Below are 24,336 nucleotides of genomic sequence, written 5' to 3'. Positions count from 1 at the left end.
ATTGGTGTAAACTACTACTCGATTACCACTTCGTAGGGCATTCTTGTAAGAATTCCTCTGCTGTTTTTGATTTTTTCGAGGGTTTTATAATACCTGGTGCCTTCGCCCAATTCATTTTTGATAACGCGATACTTCAGTTCGCTTGAGAAGCCTTCCATTAACTCAGCAATCGGATCTTTTTGCTTTGGAAGCTGCACGGTGCGATAGTTTTCGAGTTGTGCCAGTTCTGCAGCAATGTCGATGGCTGTGTCGAGGTTGCCAAGTACATCGACCAATCCCAGTTCTTTGGCATTTTCGCCGGTCCACACACGGCCCTGTCCGATGGCATCAACGGCTTCGTACGACATGTTCCGGCCTTCGGCCACATGTTTTACAAAGGTATCGTAAACTGTTTCAACCATGTTTTGCATTTGTGCTTTTTCGATGGTGCTCATTGGTCGTGTTACTGAAGGCAGGTCGCTCAATTCGTTGGTCTTAACCACTTCGTTGTTGATGCCCAGCTTGTCTTCGAAGAGTTCTTCCATGTTGGGAACCAGTCCGAATACGCCAATCGATCCGGTAATGGTGGTTGGGTTGGCCACAATGCTGTCGGCAGCACAGGCGATGTAGTATCCCCCCGAAGCAGCCACATCGCCCATTGAAACCACAACTGGTTTAAGCTGTTGAGCAAGTACCACCTCGCGCCAGATCAGATCAGAAGCCAGTGAACTTCCTCCGGGAGAATTAATACGGAAAACGATGGCCTTAATGGTGGAATCTTTTCGTGCTTTCCTGATTTCGCGTGCAAGGTAAGGACCTGAAATCGATTCATCATCGAAGGGCGAAGCGCTCATGCCAATTTCACCAATACCATAAATTACAGCAATTTTATCCTTTGCAAGTCCTTTGCCCTTGCGGGGAGCGGCTACCGATTTCATGTCGGCCACCGAGTGGGCATTGATTTCTTTGTCTTCGGCGGTGCCGGTAGCTTCGCGCAGAAAATCGAGGAACTGATCTTCGTAAACGATGCTGTCGACCAATCCGCTGGCCAGCAATTCGCCGGCAGGCTGAAAGGTCATGTTTTTATCGGCCAGCTGGTTTAGTTTCTCAGGACTTAATCCGCGTGACTGCCCGATTTGATTAACAACATTATTCCAGATACTTCCGATGTAAACTTCGATTTGTTCCCGGTTTTCTGCACTCATTTCTTCGAGCATGAAGGGTTCAACGGCTGCTTTAAATTTACCATGCCTGATTACCTGCACTTCGATGCCGAGTTTTTCCAGTGCATTTTTATAAAAGGAATGCTGTGATGCAAGTCCTGCAAATTCAAGCATGCCTTCGGGATTAATAAATACCTTGTCGGCAACCGAAGCAAGATAGTAGGCCTTTTGTGAGTAGGTCGATGAATAGGCATAAACAAATTTTCCCGACTCCTGCTTGAAATCGGCCAGTGCATTTCTGATTTCTTCAGCCATGGCATAACCTCCCATTACATTATCCAGCTTGAGGTAGATCCCTTTGATTTTGCTTTCGTGTTTTGCTTTTTCGATGGCCTCGGTAATTTCGTCAAGGCCTAAGCGTTTGCTGCCTTCGAAACCTGGTAACTCAAGGTCTTGAAAGGGATTATTGGGTGCCCGGTCGCTTAGCTGGGCGTCGAGTTTCAACACCAATACCGAATGATCTTTAATATGAACTTCTTTTTCGCTCGATGCGACAATGGCTGAAAAAATTCCTGCCATGATAAAAAATCCAAGCAGACTGGCAATAATAATGCCTGTTATGCTTGCAAGCGTGTACTTTAAAAAACTTCTCATCTATTTTTATTTTTAGTTTATATTTGACGCGTTTGCTAAGTTAGTAATCATCGCGCTGAATTTGTTACAACACTTGAAATGATTATTTGTGGACACAGAAGCTACGGACGTCAAAAAAAAGTAGCTTAAGGCTGGAATTTTTAAGTACTTTGTCAGCTCATAAGCACGGGGATCTATTAGCAGCGTGATTGATTTTGAAAGGCAGGAGGGGATTACTGAAAATTGGAGAAGATGAAAAAGGCATTTTTATCATTGGGATCGAATATGGGCGATCGGAAGTTGAATCTGGCAAGGGCGATCCGATACATCAATGTAGGTGTAGGTCAGATCATCGATTTGTCAGGTATTTATGAAACTGCTCCCTGGGGTTTTGAAGCTGCTGAATCGTTTTACAACCTGGCCGTTGAGGTAATTACCGACCTGGAACCCGGCGAAATGATTTCGAGATGCCTCGATGTGGAAAAGCAATTGGGCCGGAAACGAAACCTGTCTGGCGGATATGCTTCAAGAGCCATCGATATTGATATTTTGTTTTATGAGAACATCATCCTTTCGGAGCCGGAATTGACACTGCCACACCCCCATCTGCACAATCGGCGTTTTGTTCTTGAACCACTTTGTGAAATAGCCCCCGACTTTGTGCATCCAACGCTGAATCTCACCATCAGGGAGCTACTTAAGCAATGCCCCGATCAGGGAAGTGTTAAGCAGATGGGCTCATTGCTATTCGATGTCTGAGTCGTTTTCTTCGAATTCATTGCCATAAAGAAAATCGTTGTAGGGAAAACGGGTCACGTGGATTTTCTTTACTTCCTCGTACATCAGTGTTTTAAGTTCTTCAATGTTGATTTTTTCCCTGGCAGAGATAAAGATCGAGGGCGTATTGTTTTTTGCCATCCAGCTGTTCTTCCAGTCTTCGAGCGACCAGTTTTCGCGGCTTGTTTCACTTAAATCATCTTCCTCTTTTTCAACATAGGTAAAGGCATCGATTTTGTTAAAAACATAGATGGTCGGTTTATTCCCAGCTTCAATTTCTTCGAGGGTCTGATTAACTGTTTCGATTTGTTCTTCGAAGCCCGGATGCGAAATATCGACAATGTGCAGGAGAATATCAGCTTCACGCACCTCGTCGAGCGTCGATTTAAACGATTCGACCAGTCCGTGAGGCAATTTTCTGATAAAACCAACGGTGTCGGTTAGCAGGAAGGGCAAATTCCCAACGACCATTTTTCGTACGGTGGTGTCGAGGGTCGCAAAGAGTTTGTTTTCAGCAAATACTTCCGATTTGGTAAGCAGGTTCATCATGGTTGATTTCCCTACGTTGGTATAGCCAATGAGGGCGGCTCTTACCAGTTTTCCCCGGTTTTTTCGCTGGGTTGTCATTTGCTTGTCAATTTTTTTCAGCTGTTCTTTCAGCCGCGCAATTTTGGTAAGAATGATTCGACGGTCGGTTTCGATCTGCGTTTCACCAGGTCCCCTGAGGCCAATTCCTCCGCGTTGCCGCTCAAGGTGGGTCCACATTCGGGTAAGCCGGGGCAGGGTGTACTGAAGCTGTGCCAGTTCGACCTGTGTTTTTGCATAGGCAGTTTGTGCGCGGCTGGCGAAAATGTCGAGAATGAGATTGGTACGGTCGAGCACTTTGCATTCGAGTCGTTTCTCAATGTTTCTCAGCTGTGTAGGTGTGAGTTCATCGTCGAAAATAATGGTGTCGGCTTCATGTTCCTTGATGTAATTCGAAATCTCATCGAGTTTTCCTGTGCCAACAAAGGTTGCCACGTTGGGAACCTCCAGTCGCTGAAAGAACTTACCAATCACATCGGCTCCGGCTGTTCGTGCCAGAAACTCAAGTTCATCGATGTACTCATTGGCTTTGATCTCATCCTGATCCTGATTGATCAGACCGACCAAAACCACTTTTTCATTTTCTGTCTGGCTGTTTGTTGTATTTTCCATATGCTCAACACAAAAAAACCTGATCCCGCCTATTGGTGGAACCAGGATATTTTTTTTGATTCAAGTTAACTATTGTAACTGGAAATTAATGGGTACAGTATACGATACGCGTACTGGTTTACCCCTTTGTTTTCCAGGTTTCCAACGTGGCAGATTGTTTACCACCCTGAGTGCTTCCTGATCGAGCGATGGGTCAACGCCACGTGCAATACGTGCATTGGTAACGCTACCATCCTTGTCAACCACAAATTGAACATACACCTTGCCCTGGATGCCATTCTCGGCTGCAATAACCGGGTAATCAACGTTGCTGGCAATCCATTTTCTAAGTGCCAGTTCTCCTCCGGGAAATTCGGGCATGTCCTCTACAATTACGAAAACTTCCGATTCTTCTTCCGATTCATCAGCATCGATAACAGGAACAGCATCGATGATGGTCTCATCATCGGCTTCGGTCGATTCAAATTCAAATTCTTCTTCCAGTTCCACATCGTCGTCGATAATGGTTAACACCTCGACCACTTTTGGTGGTGGTGGCGGTGGTGGTGGTTTGATCTCTTCCTGCCGTGTAATGGGGATTACCTCATCTTCAATCTCCTCAGTTGCAAGTGTTCCAAGCGTGTCGGCCGACTTCACGCGGTCGTTGATGTTGAAAGCTGTAAGAACAATTCCAAGGGAAATCACCAGGCCAAGCTGAACAAAGATGTTCCGCTTGTTTTCAAGATCAGCTTTAGGTGCTTTCTTAAGTTCCATAAAAAATTATTTAATGCATTTAATATTCAAAATAGAGCGGCTAAAGTTAAAAAATATCTCTTAAATGGCCTATCTGAGTAAGATATTTTCTTTCCGAACGAACACTTTTGTTAGTGCTTACTGCTATTGCTGCGTTTAGTTGAGTTGAAAGCGTACAAATATATTGTAGGAGACCTTAACCGGGACGCCATTTTGCATGCCGGGATTCCATTTTGGCATGGTTGAAATGACCCTGATTGCTTCCTGGTCGAGCAGGGGGGCAACTCCACGGCTTACGTTAATGTTGCTTATGGAGCCATCTTTGCCCACTACAAAATTAAGATAAACTCTGCCTTCGAGTCCCAATTGCTGAGCCGAAGCAGGATAAACCAGATTGCGACTTAACCAGCGGTTAAGACTGGCCATTCCACCCGGGAATTCGGGCATCTGTTCAGCAAAAAGGACTGGTTCGTCGTCTGGCTCTTTTTCTTCCGGAATGTACGGTAGCGGAAGTGGATCGTCCAATTCATCAAAAGCTAATTCAACAGCTGCTGTTTTTTCATTGTTGTTAACAATGTTAATGGTGTTGAATAATTTCAATGGTGGCGGAGGTTGAATGATCTTTTTTTCCGGCTCATGGGTTGGCGGAATAAAGATTTCGGCCACATCGGCACCATCTCTGGCTTCCGGGATTTCAATGACTGCAACTTCTTTGGTCCCTTTAAAGGCCAGAAGCACCAGGGTCAAACTAATGATCAGTCCGTACAGAAAAAACTCCCTTTTTCTGTTTTCAAGATTCACACGCGGGTTTTTTTTCGTTTCCATAATTTGAGTTTTATGGTCAGTTTGCAGTGAAGGTTAGATGGAAATAATAAAGCAATTTTCATTCCAAATGATATTTTATTTTGTGTTGAGTGGTTTTTCAGAAAAAATTATATATTTGCAGCACCAAAAAAACAACGGGGGATTAGCTCAGTTGGCTAGAGCGTTTGACTGGCAGTCAAAAGGTCATCGGTTCGATTCCGATATTCTCCACTTGAAAATGAAAGAGTTAGCAAGATTTTGCTAACTCTTTTTTCTTGTGGGTGAAACGCTAATGATCGTCCGTGCCCTAAGGATATCTAAAATGAATTTCTTTTGGAACGTTTAATGGCCCTTCAACCTTAATTTGTAATTAATTCTTTTTTCTGCTTATCAATAAGAAATGTGTTTCCCGCATTGCCACCTACCTTTGCACGCAAAATTGATACTTTTCTTAAGGGAGAAGTTATAGCGTACTGTCTTCTGCAATGGGTAAGCTGTGGCAGTTCGAAGAACAAGGGTGTTTTATTTTAAAAAGAAGAGGGGATGAACGATTATTTGTTTGCTGCACTGGTATCGGTGGGCAGCTTTCCTGCTGCCAGTATGATCCTGAAGTTAATTTTCAAGAAATCATTTATGTTCAGAATTTCGCGGGCAGCAGTTATTTTGGCTCTGCTGGTAAGTTTTGATATGTATATGGTGGGTATTTTGGGCCAAATTCATATCCTTTGGGTTTTGCCACTTAATTTTGGGGTTGGTATAGGTATTTTTCTGTTAATTCGAAAAACCATTTCCAAGCCAATCAATCGCTCGATTGATAAAGTGCTACAACTATCCGAAGGACAGTTGGATATGGAAATTGAAGAAGTACAGGGCAGTGACGAGGTGGCCCGGCTAAACAATGCCCTGTTCCATCATGTTGAAGCGCTGAACCGTGTACTTTCTGAGATTCAGATAACTTCGGAACAGCTTAATAACAGTAGCATTCAGCTAAGTGCAATCGCTGAAGAACTATCGGGAAGCGCCAGCGAACAGGCTTCGAACATTGAGGAAGTTAGCTCAACTTTCGAAGAAATATCGAATGTAATTGCCAATAACATCAGCAAATCGAGAATGACTGGTGAGATGACCGAGCAGGTGATGGAGGGCATCAATGGCATGCTCAACGGACTCAGGGCTGCCATGAAAACCTATGGTGAAATAAGCGAAAAAATTAACGGAGTGAGCAATATCGCATTTCAAACCAATATTCTGGCCTTGAATGCAGCCGTGGAGGCAGCAAGGGCAGGAGAGCACGGAAAAGGTTTTGCGGTGGTGGCCGACGAGGTACAAAAGTTGGCCAGCGAAAGTAAGAAGCTGGCCAGTGAGGTGAATGCCATTTCACAGTCCAATCAGAAAGACTCAGAAACAGCCGGGAAGGACATTGCGCGTTTGATTCCGGAGCTGGAAAAAACTTCGGTGAATGTACAGGATCTGGTTCAAACCAATATCGAATCGGGGGGCGGCATTCAACAGTTAAATGCATCGCTGCACGAAATGAACAATACCACACAGCAAAATGCAGCTTCATCGGAAGAAATGGCATCCAGTGCTGAAGAACTTTCGGCACAGGCCGAAAGTTTGAAACAGCTGTTGGCACAATTTACGCTAAAGAAATAAGTAGTCTGGGGATTTTAATCAATCTTCGGTGTGTAATGACGCGACAGCCATTTGGCCAGTCCGTCGAGACCGGGGAAAAGGATGCGTTCAGTGATGTTTGCCTGATCGAGTTTATCGCGCACTTCCCATTTGAGTTGTGCCGGGATGATAATTCTTTTATAAAGATCGGGATGGGAGCTGAGCCAATTCTCCAATGGTGCTATCGGATTCGACATGGCCGAGAAAAAGGCAAACTGGTTGATGATGCGATCATCGATCGAAGGAGGTTCAAAAAAGAGCAGCAGTTCGTCTTTTGTAAGCCGATCGAATTGATTGATGGTAGGAACTGCGTTTTCAATCATTTCGATGGTAAAAGCATTGGCTTTCTCCTGTTCAAGTACGGTGCGGAAAGGAGGGGGCAGCAAGTGGTTGATCTTTACAAAATTTAGTAGCCATATTACAGCGTCTTTGTCGTAACGACTGATGTCGTTGGTAGCAAAATGGGCAGCAATAAATGGGGAGTATGTCCAGTCGAGCAGTCGGGTTGGAAGCCCATAGTGCTGACCAATGGTAATTACTTTCCAATCGCTTGAGAAAAGGCCAGAGTCGGGCATCTTCGCGTATTTCCTGAAATTGCGCAACATATGATATTCAAGGTTGGGATTATTGCAACAGTTGCGCATAAAGCTGTTTTCGAGTTTCCAGCTCTTATCGTTTAGTCCACGGTAGGCATAGTCGGTACGGTAACGGTTGATGCTGCAGTTCCATGAATCGACAAATAAGCTGTCGCACAGCTCATTCCAGCTTTCAATAATAATGTCGTTTTCTTCGATTTTCATGATGCTGTGTTTAGCAGTGAATTTAGTCTCCTGCTATTTCAATCGGGTTCTTTAAACATTAATTTATTGAAAAGATCCCACAAAACGATGCCGGCACTTACGGCAATGTTGAACGAATGCTTGGTGCCATACTGGGGGATCTCGATGGCTCCGTGGCAGGCATCCACTACTTTTTGCTGAACCCCTTTTACCTCGTTGCCGAAAACCAGGGCAATGCGGTCGAGTTGTGAGGGTTGAAAGTCGGGCAGACTGATGCTTTTATCAACCTGCTCGATGGCATATACCATGTATCCCTGTTCTTTTAGTTGATTGACCGCCTCAAGGGTGTCTTTAAAATAAGTCCAGTCGACCGATTTTTCGGCACCGAGTGCTGTTTTGTGAATGTCCTTTTGTGGCGGAGTGGCCGTATAGCCGCACAGGTAAAGGTGCTCGATCAACAGCGCATCGGAAGTACGAAAAACCGACCCAATGTTGTTGGCACTGCGGATGTTGTCGAGCACCACCACCAAAGGCGTTTTGTTGCTTCTTTTGAAAGTTTCGATATCAATCCGTTTCAGTTCGCTGTTTTTCAGTTTACGCATGGGATACTCTTTTTTTGTTCTTACCAGTCTACTTTTTTCCTTCTTACCGGCATGCTCATGCACCGCGCACCGCCTCCGCCACGGGCCAGTTCGGCACCTGCAATGGTAATGATCGTTTTTTTGGTGGGAATTGGAAGGTTCTTCTCAATGATGTCTTTGGCTTTTATTACGTCGAAACCATTTTTGTTGAGCTCTTCAACCGTGTAATTGTTTCGTTCGTAACCCATAACCACTCCGGGTGCAATGGCGAAAAAATTGGCTCCGCTGTGCCATTGCTCCCGCTCCTGATGCCATGCATCGTCGCCCCCGCATTTGATGGGTTTCAGGTCGAACTTCAACGATTTCAGTGCCGACAGCAAGCCGGGTTCATTTTTTATCGAGACTACTTTTCCGTTGCTGATGGTAATGTGGATGGTACGAAAACGGTTATGCATCAGAAACAGCGGCTCGTAAACCATGCAGGCGTCGCGGTCGAGCAGGGTAAAAACCATGTCGAGGTGAATGAACGACTCGGGTGTTTCGGGTAATTCCTGTACTATAATGTGTTGTATTTCTTTCTTTTCCGTTTTAATGGCTTCAATCAGAAAGTCGATTCCCTGGGTGGAGGTTCTGATGCCGGTACCAATTACCAGTACGTCGTCGCGGGCGATGAGCACGTCGCCACCTTCGATGCGGATGGTATCGAGGGCCTGCTGACTGCTAAGCCTTGAAGCGTTTACCGTTTCAACGCCAAAATGAGGGTGATTGTTGAAAATGGCTTCCATGATTACCGATTCACGGTCTCGTACGTTGCTGGCCATTTTCCCGATGAGGACCTTGTTGTAAATGCTCATTGAAGCATCGCGGGTAAATAAAAAATTGTGCAAAGGCCGCAGGCTGTAGCGTTCGATGCTCAGGTATTTGGTAAGATTGTCCCTGATGAGTTCCACCCCTTCGATGAGCTGGCGTGCTGCTTCACCTTTGTCGAGCCTGGTAAGTTCATGTTTCAGCTCAGGGACCCCTTCACTGTTACAAACCTGTTCAAGCAGCTTGTTTTTCACTTTTTCGTCATCTAAAATATCACTCAACAGCTCCTTTACTTCGTAGGTAGTGCAGTGTTTTTGAAGTACTCCCTTGAATTGCCGGTACTCTTCGTGGGCCACCGAAAGGTTGAGAATGTCGCTGTACAAGGCCCGCTCGGCATTTTCAGGCGTCATTTTTTCTACTTCCTGCCCGGGAGTATGAAGTACAACTCCCTCAAGTACACCAATTTCTGAGTTAATCGCTACATTTTGCATTCTTGTCGTGTTTTATTGGTGGCGCTAATTTAAAGAATTCTGTTCGAAGTGCTGGTTCTTTTTATTCAGTTAATTGATTTCGGAAAGTTTGCATGGTATTTGCGGCCGCAGTTTGATTTTTATTAAAATGAATCTTTATTTTTGAGGATGCAAGTGATGGTGAAGCAGTTGATATTGTATTTGATGTTGATAGTTCCTGCAGGACTTATGGCACAGAAAAGCAGCGAGACCGATTCGCTTGCTGCCGTGCGTATGGGGAACGATTCGCTGGTTTTTGTCAAACTGGAACAGGTCGATGTGTATCCACGAAAGGGACGTACGATGAATTATCGTCGTTATACGCGTTTGGTGGCAAAACTGCGAAAAGTTTATCCTTTTGCCATCGAAGCGGCAAAGGAACTTGAATATTACAATGAAAAATACGAAGCCAGCGATAACGAACGTGAAAAGCGAAAGTATGTTCGTCAGGTGGAAAAGGAATTGTTTGCCAAACACGAAGAAGAGCTGAAACGATTTACCATCTCCGAAGGCAGGTATCTGATGTTGCTCATCGACCGGCAAACGGGCAATACCTCTTTTTCAATCATCAAGGAAATCAAAGGAGGGGTGCCCGCTCTGTTCTGGCAGGGGATTGCCAAAATATTCAATAACGATTTGAAGGAAGAATACGATCCCTTATACAAACACTATGTGATTGAACAAATTGTATTAATGATTGAAGAAGAAAACCGGAAAAATGAAGGAGAATAATTCGTTGTTTATTTCCCTTTGGCCGAAAAACAGTTGATTAGCGTGTAAATGAGGATTTTGAAATCGAGATACAGCGAAATGTTTTTCAGGTACAGAATATCGTAAGGAACCCTCTCAAGCATTTGTTCCAGGTTGGAAGCGTAACCGTATTTTACCTGTCCCCACGAGGTGATTCCCGGGCGGATTCTTTGAAGCTGGATGTAATGCGGAGCCTGCTTTCTGATTTCATCAATATAATGCCTGCGTTCGGGGCGTGGGCCAACCAACGACATGTCCCCCCTGATTACATTGTAAAACTGCGGAATCTCGTCAACATGAGTACGTCGCATGAACTGCCCGAAGCGGGTAATACGCGGATCGTCGGTTGAAGAAAGCGCCGGTCCGTTGGGTTCGGCATCGGTTACCATGCTTCTGAACTTGAAAATGGTAAATTCCTTTCCATATTTTCCAACCCGTTTTTGCGAATAAAGTATGGGCCCCTTCGACGAGGTTCTGATGCCAAAATATACAAAGGGGAAGAAGGGAATAAAAACGATCAGTGCCAGGGTAGAAAATACGATGTCGATGATGCGTTTCAGGTTTTCCTGCCATGCAGGCATGATGCCGTTCGAGATTTTAACCAGCGGACTGCTGTAAATGGTACTCATTTTCACAGTACCCGATAGAATATCGTACATGTCGGGAATGGCTTTGACGGTTATATTCCGGTAGTCGAGTGTTGAAAGAATTTCCTGAATCTTGTTGTGTTCCGAGGTTTCAATGGCCAGGATGATTTCTTCAATATGGTTCTCATCAATCAAGCGGGGAACATCTTTAATGGTGCCCAGCAATGGCAGATGCTGCTCCAAAAGGAGTTCATTCTTATTGTCGATTTTAACAAAGCCCAAAAATATGTTGCCGGTGGTTTGTTGCCCCGAGGTCATTTCTTTGAACAGGCGGATGGCCTGCTCGTTGCTTCCTATGATCAGGGTTTTGAATCCAATTTTACGCTGGTGTACACGGTGAATGGTTCTCGTGGTGAGAATGATCCGGGGCACGAAAGTAAAAATAAAATGAAGCCCCAACAGGGTAAAATAGGAATGGTAGTAGTTTTTGTAGGTCGAAATGTTGTCGTCGAGCAGTAGGACAAAGAAAATGACGGTCACCCCGATGATGGTGGTAAATACAGTTTGTCCCAGATCGATGAGTCGTGACCGGCGGTAAATGTCGTTGTAAAAGCCTGTTGTATAATAAAAAGCAAGCCAGATAGCGGGTAAAACAAAAAGTGCTATCCAGAAATTGGTATCCAGTTGTAGTTTGCCTACTTCCTGAAAAACACCATGTTCAAGGTAGATTTTTCTGAAAATATAAAATAAACACCATGCCAGGGCAGCAGCCAGGGCATCAAAAAGCATGTAAATTGATACCTGTTTACGCTTATTCATGCAGGTTAAATTACTGGTCAATTGATTAACGGGTTGATACTATTGCAGTATTGAAAACGAGTCCCCCTGAATTATATTGTGCGCAAAACTACTTTTTTTTTGATCTTTTCAGATACTCTGAAGTAAAATGTTCTCAAATTTATTCAAAAGTTGAAATACAAGGCTATAGTGAAAGAAAGTGAAGCGTGGGTGCTCGTTCATAATAATACAAAGTGCAAAACTGTTGATGGCTTTTGAAATGAGTTGTGAATCGTTGGTTTTTTCTCCTTCGAAACGGGTTCCATGAATGTTTTCAATGTAGTTCTGAGTAAAGTTAAAAGTGAAATTTCCGTTTTTCGATTCAATAATAATACTGTGTTCGGATTGAGCGTTAAGTTTTAGCACGATGTATGCCAGTGAACTGTCGTACATCTTAAGTCGTATTTTGTATGCAGGCCGTCCTTTTTTATCGGGCGAGATCGAACTGATATCGATTTTTTTCACCTGCAGGGGCGACATCAGGGTGAGCAGGCTCAAGGCATTCACCAGTGCACTGCGAACGTCTTTTTTACTGTTAATGCTGCGTGTATATCTGAATAAGAGATGATGGCCCGTGGTTTCGATAAAATCTTCAATCAGCGGATGGTGCAGCTCATTAATTTGGAGGTACATTATGTTTCGCGACTCGGTGTGCAATTGAAACAGCTTGCTTAAATCAGTAAGCGAAAGATGGGGCTGGTCGCAGAGCAATACCTTGCATTGCAGTTTAATGGGGAGGATGAGCCAGTCAACATCGCTCACTGCGCTTATCAGCATCAGGGCGTCGTTCGCCACAAGCACCTGCCGGTAATTATCAGGAACGCTGTCAGTAAGCAGCAGGGAGTTTACTTTGCTAAAGTAAGAAATGCCCGATACAATGGGGAGATAACGGTCAATATCTTCCTGTTGTCCAACTATTAAACATCGAATCATGCTTACAAATTCGTAAAAAATATTGCATTTACCACTGAATGGGTATTTTTTTTACTAAAAAGCTTTTTCCACAGAACTTGTTCGCTTATTAAAACAGATGGCTTATTTTTGAACTCAGGCTTAAAAAGATATGCTGAACGATACATTACAACATCAGGGAATGCGACGGCGTCTGGTTGAAGCCATTCGCCAGAAAGGGATAACCAACGAACCGGTACTTGAAGCCATTGGTAAAATACCCCGTCACCTGTTTATGGAAAGCGGTTTTGTGAAATTTGCCTACAAGGATCAGGCTTTTCCCATTGGTGCCGGACAAACCATCTCACAACCCTACACCGTTGCTTATCAAACACAACTACTTAACATTAAGCCTGCCGACAAAGTACTTGAAGTAGGTACAGGCTCTGGTTATCAGGCGGCTGTTTTACTCGAACTGGGAGCGAGGGTGTTCACCATCGAAAGGCAGCGTGAATTGTATGTAAAGGTGCAGCAATTGCTTCCATCGATGGGCTATCATCCGGTTTTCTTTTTTGGCGATGGATACAAGGGCCTGCCAACCTACGGCCCTTTCGACGGGATCATTGTAACGGCAGGGGCGCCCTTTATCCCCGAAGACCTTAAGCAACAGTTAAAAATAGGTGCACGTTTGGTGATTCCTGTCAATCAGTCCGATCATCAGGTTATGATGGTGCTGACACGCACCGGTGAAAACAGCTTTGAAGAAGAACGCTACGGAAACTTTAGCTTTGTTCCCTTGTTAAAGGGTACAACATAAACCAGTAAATAAATAAAAATGATACAAGTTCATGCCTTTGTTTTTAATCCGGTTCAGGAAAATACCTATGTGGTCTACGACGAAAGCGGCGATTGTGCCATCATCGATGCCGGCTGTTTTACCGAAAAGGAGTTCACAAACCTTGACCAGTACATCAGCAATCAAAAATTGAAACCGGTCAAACTGATCAATACACATTGTCACTTCGATCACATTTTAGGGGTTCAGAAGTGTCGCGAAAGTTACGGGCTTCAATGGGAAGCCCATGCCGGAGATGCATTTCTGGTCGATTCGGCACCTTCGCAGGGAGCCATGTTTGGCATGGAAATTCAGGCCATCCGTCCGGCCGATGTGGTAATCGAAGCCGATGGGTACATCCGTTTCGGAAGTATTAACTTCCGCGCCATCCATGTACCGGGTCATTCTCCGGGCAGTATTTGTTTGTACGACGAAGACCATCAGGTGCTTTTTGCCGGCGACGTTTTGTTTAAAGGCAGCATTGGCCGCACCGATCTTCCCCGGGGCGATTATCAAAGCCTTATCGACGGAATAAAAACGAAACTGATGAGTTTGCCCGATCAGGTTGTTGTTTATCCCGGTCACGGGCCTTCGACCACCATTGGCGAAGAAAGAGCCATGAATCCGTTTCTGCAATAAAACAACACAGACAAGCGCTTCTTAACTATTTAGATGAATCGAAATTTATGTCATACTTTTGACCTGTTTTTTTCATCTATCTTTGTTCACAAAGTGTACATTTAAATAATTCAGCCGTGATAAAAAACGATAAATTTGGATGGCGCCACATAGGTCCCCGCTCACATGAGATTGATGAAATGTTGAAAACCATCGGAGTGGCTTCGATGGACGAGTTGATTAATCAAACGGTTCCTGAAAATATCCGATTGAAGGAGCCACTCAAAATGGGACCCGGACTTACCGAACGCCAGTATTACAGGAAAATTCATGATTTGGCCGGAAAAAACAAGGTATTCAATACCTACATTGGTATGGGGTATTACGATACCATCACGCCGGCAGTTATTCTGCGCAATGTACTCGAGAATCCGGTGTGGTACACATCCTATACTCCCTATCAGGCTGAAATTTCACAGGGACGGCTTGAGGCGCTGCTCAACTATCAAACCATGATTTGCGACTTTACAGCACTGCCGCTGGCCAATGCATCACTGCTCGATGAAGCCACCGCGGCAGCCGAAGCCATGATCATGATGTACAACACCCGCACCCGCGATCAGAAGAAAAACGAAGCCAACATCCTGCTGGTTGATGAAAAAATATGGCCGCAAACCCTCGATGTGCTCATTACCCGCGCCGAACCGCTCAATATCGAGCTGAAGACGGAAGATTACCGGAATTTTGGTTTCAACGACAAGGTATTTGGCGTTTTGGTACAATACCCCAATTCTGACGGGAACATCGAAGACTACCGTACCCTGGTCGATACGGCACATAAGAATGAATGCAAAGTGGCTGTGGCAGCCGATCTGCTCAGTCTGGCCCTGTTGACTCCTCCGGGTGAATGGGGGGCCGACATTTGTTTCGGAAACTCCCAGCGCTTTGGCGTACCCATGGGCTATGGTGGACCGCATGCAGCTTTTTTCGCAGCCAGCGAGGAATTCAAACGCAACATGCCCGGTCGAATCATTGGCGTTACCAAAGATGCCAATGGCAAACGCGCTTTGCGCATGGCGCTGCAAACCCGCGAACAACATATTAAACGCGAAAAAGCCACTTCGAATATTTGTACCGCCCAGGCCCTGCTGGCCACCATGGCCGGTTTTTATGGTGTGTATCATGGTCCACGGGGAATTTATTCCATTGCGGCACGTATCCATGCTATTGCCGCTTTGCTTTCCGACGAAATTCAGCAACTGGGCTACAAACAGCACAACGAGCATTTCTTTGATACCATCCGCTTCAGTTTGCCCCGTCATGTCAAAGTGGAAGACATTGAATGGTTGTCGCTCGATTTGAAAATGAACTTCCGTTATTTTGAAAACGGACAGGTGGGACTGAGCATTGACGAAACCACCAATGTTGAGGACATCAACTGGATTGTTGAAGTATTTGCCAAGGCAGCCAACCGAAAAGTGCCTGTTTATACCGCTTATCCCGGAGAGCGCCTTATCGATCAGCGTTTTGCCCGCACAAGTCCTTACCTTGAGCACGAAGTATTCAACCGCTATCGTTCGGAAACCGAATTGGTGCGTTACATTAAAAAGCTGGAGCATCGTGATATTTCGCTTACCCACTCCATGATTTCGCTGGGCTCGTGTACAATGAAACTGAATGCAGCAACCGAAATGCTGCCGCTTAGCTGGATCGAGTTCAACGGAATTCATCCCTTTGTGCCGAAGAACCAGGCCATGGGCTATCAGTTAATGATGGAAGAGCTGAAAAGTGATTTGGCCCGTATTACCGGCCTTGAGGATGTGAGCCTGATGCCCAACTCGGGAGCTGCCGGAGAATATGCCGGTTTGATGGTGATTATGGAATACCATAAAAGCAGGGGTGAAGGACATCGCAAAGTGTGCCTGATTCCTTCGTCGGCGCACGGAACCAACCCTGCAAGTGCAGTCATGGCCGGTATGAACGTAGTCGTGACTCCCTGCGATGAAAAAGGCAACATCGACGTGGAAACCCTCCGTAAAAAAGCAGAAGAACACAAGGATGAACTGGGAGCGTTGATGATTACCTATCCTTCAACTCACGGTGTTTTTGAGGCCTCGGTGGTTGAAGTATGTGAACTGATCCACAGTTATGGCGGGCAGGTTTACATGGACGGCGCCAACATGAATGCCCAGGTGGGAATTACCAATCCTGGTGTGATTGGAGCCGATGTTTGTCATCTGAACCTGCACAAGACTTTTGCTATTCCTCACGGAGGCGGTGGTCCGGGCGTTGGGCCCATTGCAGTGGCCAAACACCTGGTCGAATTCCTGCCTTCGCACCCGGTGATGAATAACGGGCACATCGGATTGCATGCCGTATCGGCTGCACCATGGGGAAGCGCTTCGGTATTGCCCATCACCTATGGCTACATTAAAATGCTGGGCGGCGACGGATTGCGAAAAGCTACCGAAGTAGCCATTTTGAATGCCAACTACATTGCCCATCATCTGAAAGATAACTACGGAATCTTGTATACCGGCGAAAATGGACGAGTAGCCCACGAAATGATACTCGAATGCCGTCATTTGAAACAGACGGCCGGAATCAGCGAGCTGGACATTGCCAAACGCCTGATGGATTACGGCTTTCATGCACCTACACTTTCATTTCCCGTACATGGAACCCTGATGGTCGAACCGACCGAAAGTGAGTCGAAGTACGAACTCGACCGTTTTATCGAAACCATGAATTCGATTTATGCCGAAATAAAAGCGGTTGAAAGTGGTGAGTCCGACCGTCAGGACAATGTTTTGAAAAATGCACCTCATACCCAGGACATGGTGGTGACCGACGACTGGAAGCATTCTTATGCACGTACTACTGCAGCTTTCCCCCTCGATTGGATCAGAGAAAACAAATTCTGGCCTCCGGTAACCCGTGTCGATGATGCCTTTGGCGACAGAAACCTGGTTTGTACCTGTCCGCCCGTTGAAGCATACAAATAAGAAAAAATCAATAGGAAAAAGTCATTAGGAAATAGAAAGTCCCGCTTGAAGAATCAGGCGGGGCTTTTAAATTTTGATAAAAAACCGGGGATCTATTCACCGCGATGGAAGCAAAGGTATTAAGGGTGGACCTACTAACTACCACTTCCAGGTATAGCTAAGTGAAGGAATAATCGAATATAAAACGAGGTTCTAAAGAATTAAAAGACTTTTGTTGAATGGAATAGTTTGTTGCTCTAAGCCCAAGGTTCATGTTAATTTTTGAGCCTAATTTAATCTGGTTTTCGAAGTATAAAAAACGCTCATACGAATGTAGAATAGATTGATTCAATGTGGTATCAATTTTAGATGCTTCTGAGATTTCTTCAACGGTTTGCTTGCCTGGTTGAAAATTATGAATAGTAAAACCACCTCCGAAATCTAACTTGTAATGGTTGTTTTTGAAATATTCAAAGTTTGTTTTTACCATTAAATCGTTAATACTTGATGACAATGACGATTGGTAAGAATGTTCTGTTTCTTCAGAAGAATCGCTATATCTTGAATCGGACAAATACCTGAATTTAGTATATGAAATTGTTGAATTTGAAAATAACTTTTTACTGTAAATACGATTATGGCGTAGTGCAGTTAAGAAATTCCCCCATTTTTGCTGGGTTAGCTGTTTTGAAGTTTCATCAATATTAAAAATGTTTGATGTTATGTCGTCACCATTGTAGAAACTAAAATACAAATAATCTTTGTCCGACAACTTATGTTTGACTTTTGCATTAATATCGTAAAAGGTATAGCCTGTAATTAAATCACCTGAATTCAGGATTGCTGATAAAGGTTTCATCACAAAAACATCCCACATTAAGCGTCTTGCAGAAATCATAAAAGTGGTCGATCCGTCTTTTATTGGCCCCTCAAGAGCTATTTTTGAACTAATTAGTCCAATACTGGCACTACCATGGAACGATTTACTATTACCATCTTTCATTCGAATATCTATTACAGAAGATAATCGGTTTCCATACTTGGCAGGAAAGCCTCCCTTAATAATTTTTGAATCTTTAATAACATCGGAATTAAAAACTGATACAAATCCACCTAAATGGTTGATGTAATACAGTGGAATATCATCAAGAATAAATAAATTTTGATCATGCCCGCCGCCACGAACATAGATATCACTTCGCCCTTCGGCTCCCACAGCAATACCCGGCATACTTTGATAAGCTTTCAGTACATCACCTTCGCCACCCAAAGCGGGAACCGAATTGATCTGCGTATTTGTCATTCGCATAATGCCAAGCTCTCGATTGTTTACTTTATTGGCGTGTACTTTAACTTCTTCAAGTTGATGGTTGTCTGGAGAAAGATGAAAATTGATCGAGGTATCAGATTTAAATGAAGAAAAAACCTGTTGTTCTGAATATCCCATATATGAAATAACGATCTCTACAGGCACGCCTTTTTCAACCGATAAATTATAATATCCAAAAGCATTGCTTAAGCAAGCTGTTTTTGATGTTTTATTGTAGATACTTGCATTGATAAGCACTTCGCCTGTAACAGCATCTGCAATCAATCCATTAATGTGTACCTTGTTTTGTGCCCAACTAAAAAAATTAACCAGCAAAAGGCAAAAAACCAAATTCCACTTTATATGTAAAATACTATTGCCCATTACTTACTATTAGTGAATCGAATGATGCCACATAAGCAGCAAAAAGTCCAAATCCATTTTCTACATTAGAGAAAATTTGACCATAACTGTCAGCATCTTTCCAGAGGGCTTCCTGTCGTTTATACTTCTTATATACAACTTCGCTTTTCCTGTACAAATAGTAATTTTCGCTAATTGATCTCAACTGAACAATAAATTTTCGTTTATCCACTTTACAATATGAATTCATGTGGTAATATGGGATGTACTGAATCGATAAGCTTTTCTCTTCGCCATCAAATAACCTGTCATTAATAAACAAAGAGGAATAACCAACAAGCAAATCAACCTGCCGGTCTAAACCTTCAGTTACTATTGATTCATCCTGACTAAAGAGCATAAGTTGTTCATGTTGTAAATCAATTTTGAAATCTTCTTCTGAAGGAAAAATCAAAAAGAACACTGGATCTGTTATTATCTCAATATCTACTGTATCAATTTTTCGAATTATTGACAACTCGTAATAATTATTGACAATGGGCTCATCTTTAAACGAAATTTCAATGGTTGCATAAGGGGCATTATTTTGTATGGAAAAAAAATGGAACTGTCAGTTTGTACCATCGATTCTATTTTAATAGCCTTATTGGGTAAGCGGTCAGTCGATTTCACAGTCCCATATTGCTTTGTTTCCACTTCTAAAGTGTATGCATGGGATAATTGGGGACTGGTTTCTCCGCTAAAACAATTATTAGAATACTCCAGTATTTCCAGCAGCGAATCGTCCTTGTAAAGTTTAACCTCCGCATCATCCAGGTATTCTTCAGAATTGCTTTCTGTTAAAAACACACTGAATGAGCTATCGGGATTAAAAATACAATTCATTACCGGTCGACTAGCTCCATCCTGAATGCTTAAATCAACCTCTTGCACACAGGATAAGGAGAAAAACAATAAAAGAATTGCTATAATAACCTTCATATTAACTTGAAATACGGTTCTACCTCAACCGAAATATAGCCAATTGTTTTTATTCCGAAACAATAGAAAAGATAACCCCATTAAAGGTCAGGGTTCCCTCCTACGCCCCATAAGTTATGGCATTACGACGGCAGGAAGGTTGAGGTTAATTATTCAATCCTGTTTGTGCACTCCTCAATATAGGAGGATTTGCACACAATATTGATTTCAATTAAAAAGTAAGTGGTTGATATTTATTGATTTAAACTTTGTTCTAATCGAAATACACTTTATAGGAAACAGTTGGAATTAGCGGGAAAAAACTTACTTTGTATTTCTTAAAAGGATGATACTCTCCTTTAGAATCAATAGTCCCCGGCTCCTCTTCTAAACCAGAATAATAATAGGCTGTTGCATTATGCCGATTGTATGCATTGTAAACTGATAGGTTCAAGTCTGCATTTCTTCCCTTTTTTGTGATTAATTTGTAATTCAAGCCAATATCCAGGCGATGATAATCTTGCATACGACTGCTATTTCTCTTTCCATAAATTAGGGCCTCATTATATATGTCTTTGCGATTATAGGCATTTATTAGATTAAAGGTATTTTGACGTCCAATTACAGGAGTATATGGTAATCCTGTTTGATACACCCATGTAAAACTTGCCGTACATTTATCAGAAAGCTTTCGACTTAAGTTTATTGAAGCGGAATGGGGGCGGTCATATGTAAATATAAATTCCTGTCCCTTGTTTATTTTTTCAAACCTGCGGGTAGTTTTTGAATAGGTATATGCAATGAAACCGGTCCATGTTCCTTTGTTTTTCTTAATTAATAACTCAAGTCCCTTAGACTTGCCGCTTCCTTCTGTTTCAATTTTATTCCTCCAGCCCCCGTCACCAAGCAAGTTGGAATATCCTTCCTTATAAGTTGCCAGATGGTTTAAATACTTATAATACACATTCAACTCAGCAATATATTCGTCATTTTTGATACTGCTTTTCCACCCAAGGGAATATTGTCTGGATTGTGAAGGTTCCAATTTCTCATCAGCGGGCACCCAAATTTCGTTATTCAATATGGCTCCACTTGTCAACAATAGGTGTGAGAATTGATTAATAATCTGATAATTAAAATTGATTGACTGAGTGGGGTGAGGAGTGAAATCAATATTAATCCGAGGTTCCAACACTGTTTTTGAAAAACCATGGTTCATGTAATTGACAAAACGAAAGCCCAGATCTAAATCAAACAGATTCCACAAACAGTATTGATTGCTCAAGTAAAACACATTCTCAAACGACCTTATTTTTTCAAAATATTCCTGCTCATAATCAGAGGTTTCAATTTTATTAGGTACGTGTTTTACGAGAGAAGACATTCCTCCAAAATAGATTGAGTAATCTATATTAACCTTGTACTGCCAGTCGCTGCGAAATGAAAGATTATTTACTCTCGACAAATAACGGCTTCTGTAATTTGTCGGATTTTGTTGCGAATTTGTTGTGAATTTACGGACAACCTTTAAGCGGTAATTAGTAGTAGATAGAATATTATTAACAAACAAACGAGGATTTAGCACCCTGCTCCAACGCCCCGACAGCATCCAATTTCCCCAACTATTCTTAATCTTAGCAAACTCCGTTTTGCGACTTTTAAAATCGGACTGATAGTTGAGGTAATCATCTCCCTGGTATAAGTTTATATGGTAGCTGTTTTTACTATTGGGCCGATAAGAGAACTTTGCATTGATATCGTGAAAACCATAATAAATAACGAAATCCTGATCGACCAGCATACTCAATAACATCATAGGATAATCGATCAGTGTTTTGCGGCCAGTAACGATCAAGCTGGCTTTTTTATCCATCAAGGGACCTTCTATACTAAACGATGCATCACTTATCCCAAGCCCCAAGCTGCCTTTCCAATCGTTTATATTGCCTTCCTTCTGGTTAATGGCCACAATAGAACTCAGCTTTCCCCCATATTTTGCAGGGAAACCACCTTTGTATACTTCAATGTTGTTGATCATATCGGGATTAAAAACCGACATAAATCCGCCCAGGTGGTTTATGTATATCAAGGGTACATCATCTAACAGATAGAGGTTTTCACCCGGATTTCCACCACGAACATTCATGTGACTTGTTCCTTCGGCCTGCGATTGAATCCCGGGTAGTAATTGTAAGGTTTTAAGCAAATCTGGTGTACCTCCCAGAGCAGGGATTAGTTTTATTTCTTTTACACTTAGACGATGGCTGTTGAATTTGTTAACGCTTTGAGCAATTACACTGATTTCATCAATTGACTGCCCCGGTTTTAAGTGAATATTCAATATGCGTTCGCCAACGCACTTTACACGCTGTGTTTGATAACCAACAAAAGAAACCGATAAAGAGTCGCCATTGCACAGGATAGAGAAATATCCATTTGCATTGGTTGCAGTTACTGTCTGAGAAGCTTCTGAAAATACAGTAGCACCAATTAATAGTTCGCCATTGTCGGCATCTTTCACTAAACCCACTACTCTTTGTTGAGCATAGCAATAAGATGACAGAAGCAATAGGAATAATGAAAGTGCTTGTTTACTACTCATAATAGTCGTCAAGGTTTGGAGTTATGGTATCTGAAACCGCCACAGCACAGGCTGCAAAAATGCCATAACCATTTTCAACATTTGAGTAAATATTATTGTTAGTCATGCTGGTGAGAATACCATCTGCCCAAAGCCCGTTTTCATACAAGTACAATTGCTTGAGATAACGATAATAATCTTCGCTAACCTGACGAAATTCAACTACAAAAGGGTATATGTTGGTTTTTGAACCAGAGTAAGTATTTGTCCAATAGTTTAGGTGTAAGGTATAAATTGAATCTTTAATTAGTTCATTACTAAATAAAGCAAGAGGTATTCCCTCATTTAATAGAACAGGATCTGTTATGGTTTTAAGGTTGGCTTTTGTTTTTTCATTTCTATAATTATCCAGGTGAAAAATCTCAACTTCATAATACGACCTTGACAAAACTTTATTTTCAAAACTTAATTTTATCGCAGGAAAGCTAATATCTTCTTCATCCTTTCCTGCCACATTAATGTGGATTATTTCTACTATTTTGGGTTTGTCAGGAACTATTTGTTCACAATAAACAGTATCATATCCCGGAACCAGTACTTCACACCTGTACTTATCTCCTGATTTTATTAAAGTGGTTGAAATGTAATTGCCTTCATCTGAATAACTGAGGTCTTCAACAAACTGGTCATTGATAAACAACTCAACAGAGGCATTTTCAATGTATTCCAGGGACTTGTCACCCAGCTGATCAGCCAGAGAAATATTGATACTCAAGGTGTCACCTTCAATTAAAATTGCATTTACTACTGGAAGGGATTTAAAATCAGAATATGTTTCTGGTATGGTTTCCCTACAAGATGTCGCAATTAATATACAACAAAGAATATTTAAATATCGCAATATACGCATTGTTGTTATTTTATAAACCAAACACATTCGTGCCTTTGTCTACTTATTTGACAATAAGAAAGATGACTGCCAATTCGCCAGCCATCTTTCCTAAAATATACCTACAATCCACAATCCATTGTTACTTCTACTTCCTCATCTCTTATAGATGCTGAGTTGTGATAATAACTCCAGTGCACTTCAGGGTTATATGCACTGTAAAAGTCTAAAGTAGAATAAAAATTATCCTCAATCGAACTTGCTACTTTAGTGCCTTGATCATCCAACTTCTTTCCAGTGTTAAGAGGATTTTGAATATTTGTATGCAATGAAACCATGTCAATATCATACTTGATACTTGTAGTATAAGCAAACCAAAATATTGATCTTTTTTGTGATTTGATTTTATAACCTAAATCTGTGTTAGTTTGACCTCCATTGTTATCATAGGTAACCCAAATATTCATGGATATCCTATATCTGCCTACTGCTACAGTTTTGGTGTCAGGCTCTGTATCCCAGGTACAGCTACTGTTAATACTTTTTAAATATAGCATTTGGGGGCTTTTTACGAAATACGCTGGATTATCTGCAATTTGAGAAATATCCTCAATGCTTTTTAACTCTTTTAGATTATCAATGCATGTATAAACAGTATTTTCATTAATGATTTTAATGGCTTTATCTGCTACAGTAAAACACTTATCATCATTAATGAAATAGCGCAAGCTGTTGTCGCCACTAATGATCTCAACAGATTTCTCACCCTGGTCATCTGTGCGAATTTCAAGGTATTTGGACTTGTTTACAAATTGAATTATTTCTTCCTCTGACTTAAAACTATCCGGGTCTATCTTATCATAAAACAAGTCAGCCTGAACTCCATACGAATTAAAGCCATTGGTTAATGCCCAATTTGATTTTTCTTCGGTTGTCATTTTTAAAACCGCGCTCAGTTCTTGCTTCATTTGCACTTCTGTCCTAAAATGCAAAATCTCGTTGTCTGAATTTCGGTTTTCTACTATTTCCTTACTACATGAAAATAGAAAAAGCATGGTAAATATACCAATACAATAAATTTTTATTGAATTCATTTT

General features: G+C 42.3%; 20 protein-coding genes and 1 tRNA gene. 7 read left to right on the top strand and 14 right to left on the bottom strand.

The features are described from left to right. Positions 1 to 14: 14 nt before the first annotated feature. On the bottom strand, positions 15 to 1,796 hold the full coding sequence (sppA, locus tag FHS86_RS15615) for a signal peptide peptidase SppA (RefSeq protein WP_429415760.1): 1,782 nt from the start codon (positions 1,794 to 1,796) through the stop codon (positions 15 to 17). 231 nt (positions 1,797 to 2,027) lie between these two features. Here sppA and folK point away from each other — a divergent pair, with 231 nt between their 5' ends. Next, the gene (gene folK, locus FHS86_RS15610; RefSeq protein WP_429415757.1) at positions 2,028 to 2,534 is read left to right on the top strand and encodes a 2-amino-4-hydroxy-6-hydroxymethyldihydropteridine diphosphokinase; all 507 of its coding nucleotides are present in this window, start codon (positions 2,028 to 2,030) and stop codon (positions 2,532 to 2,534) included. On the opposite strand, the gene hflX is transcribed toward folK, so the two are convergent. The 3 genes from hflX to FHS86_RS15595 form a co-directional block, all read right to left on the bottom strand. After that, the gene (hflX, locus tag FHS86_RS15605) at positions 2,520 to 3,749 is read right to left on the bottom strand and encodes a GTPase HflX (protein ID WP_429415754.1); all 1,230 of its coding nucleotides are present in this window, start codon (positions 3,747 to 3,749) and stop codon (positions 2,520 to 2,522) included. The two genes, folK and hflX, sit on opposite strands and share 15 nt — an antisense overlap. A 69-nt stretch (positions 3,750 to 3,818) precedes the next feature. Further along, a complete protein-coding gene (locus tag FHS86_RS15600) occupies positions 3,819 to 4,502 on the bottom strand; it encodes an energy transducer TonB (protein WP_429415751.1) in 684 nt (227 codons plus the stop codon). Between the two features lie 135 nt (positions 4,503 to 4,637). Next, positions 4,638 to 5,306 (bottom strand): energy transducer TonB, encoded by a 669-nt coding sequence (locus tag FHS86_RS15595; protein WP_429415748.1) that lies wholly within the window; start codon positions 5,304 to 5,306, stop codon positions 4,638 to 4,640. 136 nt (positions 5,307 to 5,442) lie between these two features. Here FHS86_RS15595 and FHS86_RS15590 point away from each other — a divergent pair. Together FHS86_RS15590 and FHS86_RS15585 are read left to right on the top strand one after the other, a co-directional pair. Beyond that, positions 5,443 to 5,516: transfer RNA gene (locus FHS86_RS15590), tRNA-Ala, on the top strand. 312 nt (positions 5,517 to 5,828) lie between these two features. Beyond that, positions 5,829 to 6,941 carry a methyl-accepting chemotaxis protein gene (locus FHS86_RS15585; RefSeq protein ID WP_429415745.1) on the top strand — a complete coding sequence of 371 codons (1,113 nt, stop codon included), beginning with the start codon at positions 5,829 to 5,831 and terminating at the stop codon, positions 6,939 to 6,941. A 14-nt stretch (positions 6,942 to 6,955) separates the two neighbouring features. On the opposite strand, the gene FHS86_RS15580 is transcribed toward FHS86_RS15585, so the two are convergent. Genes FHS86_RS15580 through FHS86_RS15570 form a run of 3 tightly spaced genes read right to left on the bottom strand, consistent with a single transcriptional unit; the run spans position 6,956 to position 9,617 of the window. After that, a complete protein-coding gene (locus FHS86_RS15580) occupies positions 6,956 to 7,759 on the bottom strand; it encodes an FRG domain-containing protein (RefSeq protein ID WP_429415742.1) in 804 nt (267 codons plus the stop codon). A gap of 38 nt (positions 7,760 to 7,797) precedes the next feature. Further along, on the bottom strand, positions 7,798 to 8,340 hold the full coding sequence (locus FHS86_RS15575) for an RNA methyltransferase (protein WP_429415739.1): 543 nt from the start codon (positions 8,338 to 8,340) through the stop codon (positions 7,798 to 7,800). 20 nt (positions 8,341 to 8,360) lie between these two features. After that, positions 8,361 to 9,617, bottom strand: a complete 1,257-nt coding sequence (locus tag FHS86_RS15570) for an arginine deiminase (protein WP_429415736.1) — start codon at positions 9,615 to 9,617, stop codon at positions 8,361 to 8,363. A gap of 183 nt (positions 9,618 to 9,800) precedes the next feature. Between FHS86_RS15570 and FHS86_RS15565 the strand changes: the two genes are divergently transcribed. Next, on the top strand, positions 9,801 to 10,367 hold the full coding sequence (locus tag FHS86_RS15565; protein ID WP_429415733.1) for a DUF4294 domain-containing protein: 567 nt from the start codon (positions 9,801 to 9,803) through the stop codon (positions 10,365 to 10,367). A gap of 8 nt (positions 10,368 to 10,375) precedes the next feature. On the opposite strand, the gene FHS86_RS15560 is transcribed toward FHS86_RS15565, so the two are convergent. Together FHS86_RS15560 and FHS86_RS15555 are read right to left on the bottom strand one after the other, a co-directional pair. Then, complete coding sequence (locus FHS86_RS15560) at positions 10,376 to 11,791, bottom strand: sugar transferase (RefSeq protein ID WP_429415730.1); 1,416 nt, start codon at positions 11,789 to 11,791, stop codon at positions 10,376 to 10,378. A gap of 108 nt (positions 11,792 to 11,899) precedes the next feature. Further along, on the bottom strand, positions 11,900 to 12,742 hold the full coding sequence (locus FHS86_RS15555; RefSeq protein ID WP_429415727.1) for a hypothetical protein: 843 nt from the start codon (positions 12,740 to 12,742) through the stop codon (positions 11,900 to 11,902). Between the two features lie 130 nt (positions 12,743 to 12,872). On the opposite strand from FHS86_RS15555, the gene FHS86_RS15550 reads away from it, so the two are divergent. The 3 genes from FHS86_RS15550 to gcvP all read left to right on the top strand — a co-directional run bounded on the left by FHS86_RS15550 (position 12,873) and on the right by gcvP (position 17,158). Next, positions 12,873 to 13,517, top strand: a complete 645-nt coding sequence (locus tag FHS86_RS15550; protein ID WP_429415724.1) for a protein-L-isoaspartate(D-aspartate) O-methyltransferase — start codon at positions 12,873 to 12,875, stop codon at positions 13,515 to 13,517. 18 nt (positions 13,518 to 13,535) lie between these two features. Then, the gene (locus FHS86_RS15545; protein WP_429415721.1) at positions 13,536 to 14,174 is read left to right on the top strand and encodes an MBL fold metallo-hydrolase; all 639 of its coding nucleotides are present in this window, start codon (positions 13,536 to 13,538) and stop codon (positions 14,172 to 14,174) included. Between the two features lie 116 nt (positions 14,175 to 14,290). Further along, complete coding sequence (gcvP, locus tag FHS86_RS15540; RefSeq protein WP_429415719.1) at positions 14,291 to 17,158, top strand: aminomethyl-transferring glycine dehydrogenase; 2,868 nt, start codon at positions 14,291 to 14,293, stop codon at positions 17,156 to 17,158. Positions 17,159 to 17,315: 157 nt separating this feature from the next. On the opposite strand, the gene FHS86_RS15535 is transcribed toward gcvP, so the two are convergent. The 5 genes from FHS86_RS15535 to FHS86_RS15515 form a co-directional block, all read right to left on the bottom strand. Continuing rightward, positions 17,316 to 18,830, bottom strand: coding sequence for a TonB-dependent receptor (locus FHS86_RS15535; protein ID WP_429415716.1), 1,515 nt, complete (start codon positions 18,828 to 18,830; stop codon positions 17,316 to 17,318). Then, positions 18,820 to 19,368: a DUF4249 family protein gene (locus FHS86_RS15530; protein ID WP_429415799.1), complete on the bottom strand. Its 549-nt coding sequence runs from the start codon at positions 19,366 to 19,368 to the stop codon at positions 18,820 to 18,822. The genes FHS86_RS15535 and FHS86_RS15530 overlap by 11 nt, the downstream gene beginning before the upstream one ends. Before the next feature lie 675 nt (positions 19,369 to 20,043). Then, positions 20,044 to 22,371: a TonB-dependent receptor gene (locus FHS86_RS15525; RefSeq protein WP_429415713.1), complete on the bottom strand. Its 2,328-nt coding sequence runs from the start codon at positions 22,369 to 22,371 to the stop codon at positions 20,044 to 20,046. Then, entirely contained in the window at positions 22,364 to 23,260 is an 897-nt protein-coding gene (locus FHS86_RS15520) for a DUF4249 domain-containing protein (protein WP_429415710.1), read from the bottom strand. The genes FHS86_RS15525 and FHS86_RS15520 overlap by 8 nt, the downstream gene beginning before the upstream one ends. 101 nt (positions 23,261 to 23,361) lie before the next feature. Further along, positions 23,362 to 24,333 carry a hypothetical protein gene (locus tag FHS86_RS15515; protein WP_429415707.1) on the bottom strand — a complete coding sequence of 324 codons (972 nt, stop codon included), beginning with the start codon at positions 24,331 to 24,333 and terminating at the stop codon, positions 23,362 to 23,364. Between the last annotated feature and the right edge of the window lie 3 nt (positions 24,334 to 24,336).

It is taken from the genome of Roseimarinus sediminis (genome assembly GCF_050433125.1).
Taxonomy (GTDB): Bacteria; Bacteroidota; Bacteroidia; order Bacteroidales; family Prolixibacteraceae; genus Roseimarinus; species Roseimarinus sediminis.
The sequence above is the reverse complement of the archived record's forward strand: the minus strand, read 5'-3'. Positions and strand labels throughout refer to the sequence as shown.

Coding starts and splice junctions, on each gene's coding strand:
- sppA (WP_429415760.1), bottom strand. CDS start 1,796: ATGAGAAGTTTTTTAAAGTACACGCTTGCAAGCATAACAGGCATTATT.
- folK (WP_429415757.1), top strand. CDS start 2,028: ATGAAAAAGGCATTTTTATCATTGGGATCGAATATGGGCGATCGGAAG.
- hflX (WP_429415754.1), bottom strand. CDS start 3,749: ATGGAAAATACAACAAACAGCCAGACAGAAAATGAAAAAGTGGTTTTG.
- FHS86_RS15600 (WP_429415751.1), bottom strand. CDS start 4,502: ATGGAACTTAAGAAAGCACCTAAAGCTGATCTTGAAAACAAGCGGAAC.
- FHS86_RS15595 (WP_429415748.1), bottom strand. CDS start 5,306: ATGGAAACGAAAAAAAACCCGCGTGTGAATCTTGAAAACAGAAAAAGG.
- FHS86_RS15585 (WP_429415745.1), top strand. CDS start 5,829: ATGAACGATTATTTGTTTGCTGCACTGGTATCGGTGGGCAGCTTTCCT.
- FHS86_RS15580 (WP_429415742.1), bottom strand. CDS start 7,759: ATGAAAATCGAAGAAAACGACATTATTATTGAAAGCTGGAATGAGCTG.
- FHS86_RS15575 (WP_429415739.1), bottom strand. CDS start 8,340: ATGCGTAAACTGAAAAACAGCGAACTGAAACGGATTGATATCGAAACT.
- FHS86_RS15570 (WP_429415736.1), bottom strand. CDS start 9,617: ATGCAAAATGTAGCGATTAACTCAGAAATTGGTGTACTTGAGGGAGTT.
- FHS86_RS15565 (WP_429415733.1), top strand. CDS start 9,801: ATGTTGATAGTTCCTGCAGGACTTATGGCACAGAAAAGCAGCGAGACC.
- FHS86_RS15560 (WP_429415730.1), bottom strand. CDS start 11,791: ATGAATAAGCGTAAACAGGTATCAATTTACATGCTTTTTGATGCCCTG.
- FHS86_RS15555 (WP_429415727.1), bottom strand. CDS start 12,742: ATGATTCGATGTTTAATAGTTGGACAACAGGAAGATATTGACCGTTAT.
- FHS86_RS15550 (WP_429415724.1), top strand. CDS start 12,873: ATGCTGAACGATACATTACAACATCAGGGAATGCGACGGCGTCTGGTT.
- FHS86_RS15545 (WP_429415721.1), top strand. CDS start 13,536: ATGATACAAGTTCATGCCTTTGTTTTTAATCCGGTTCAGGAAAATACC.
- FHS86_RS15535 (WP_429415716.1), bottom strand. CDS start 18,830: ATGGGCAATAGTATTTTACATATAAAGTGGAATTTGGTTTTTTGCCTT.
- FHS86_RS15525 (WP_429415713.1), bottom strand. CDS start 22,371: ATGAGTAGTAAACAAGCACTTTCATTATTCCTATTGCTTCTGTCATCT.
- FHS86_RS15520 (WP_429415710.1), bottom strand. CDS start 23,260: ATGCGTATATTGCGATATTTAAATATTCTTTGTTGTATATTAATTGCG.
- FHS86_RS15515 (WP_429415707.1), bottom strand. CDS start 24,333: ATGAATTCAATAAAAATTTATTGTATTGGTATATTTACCATGCTTTTT.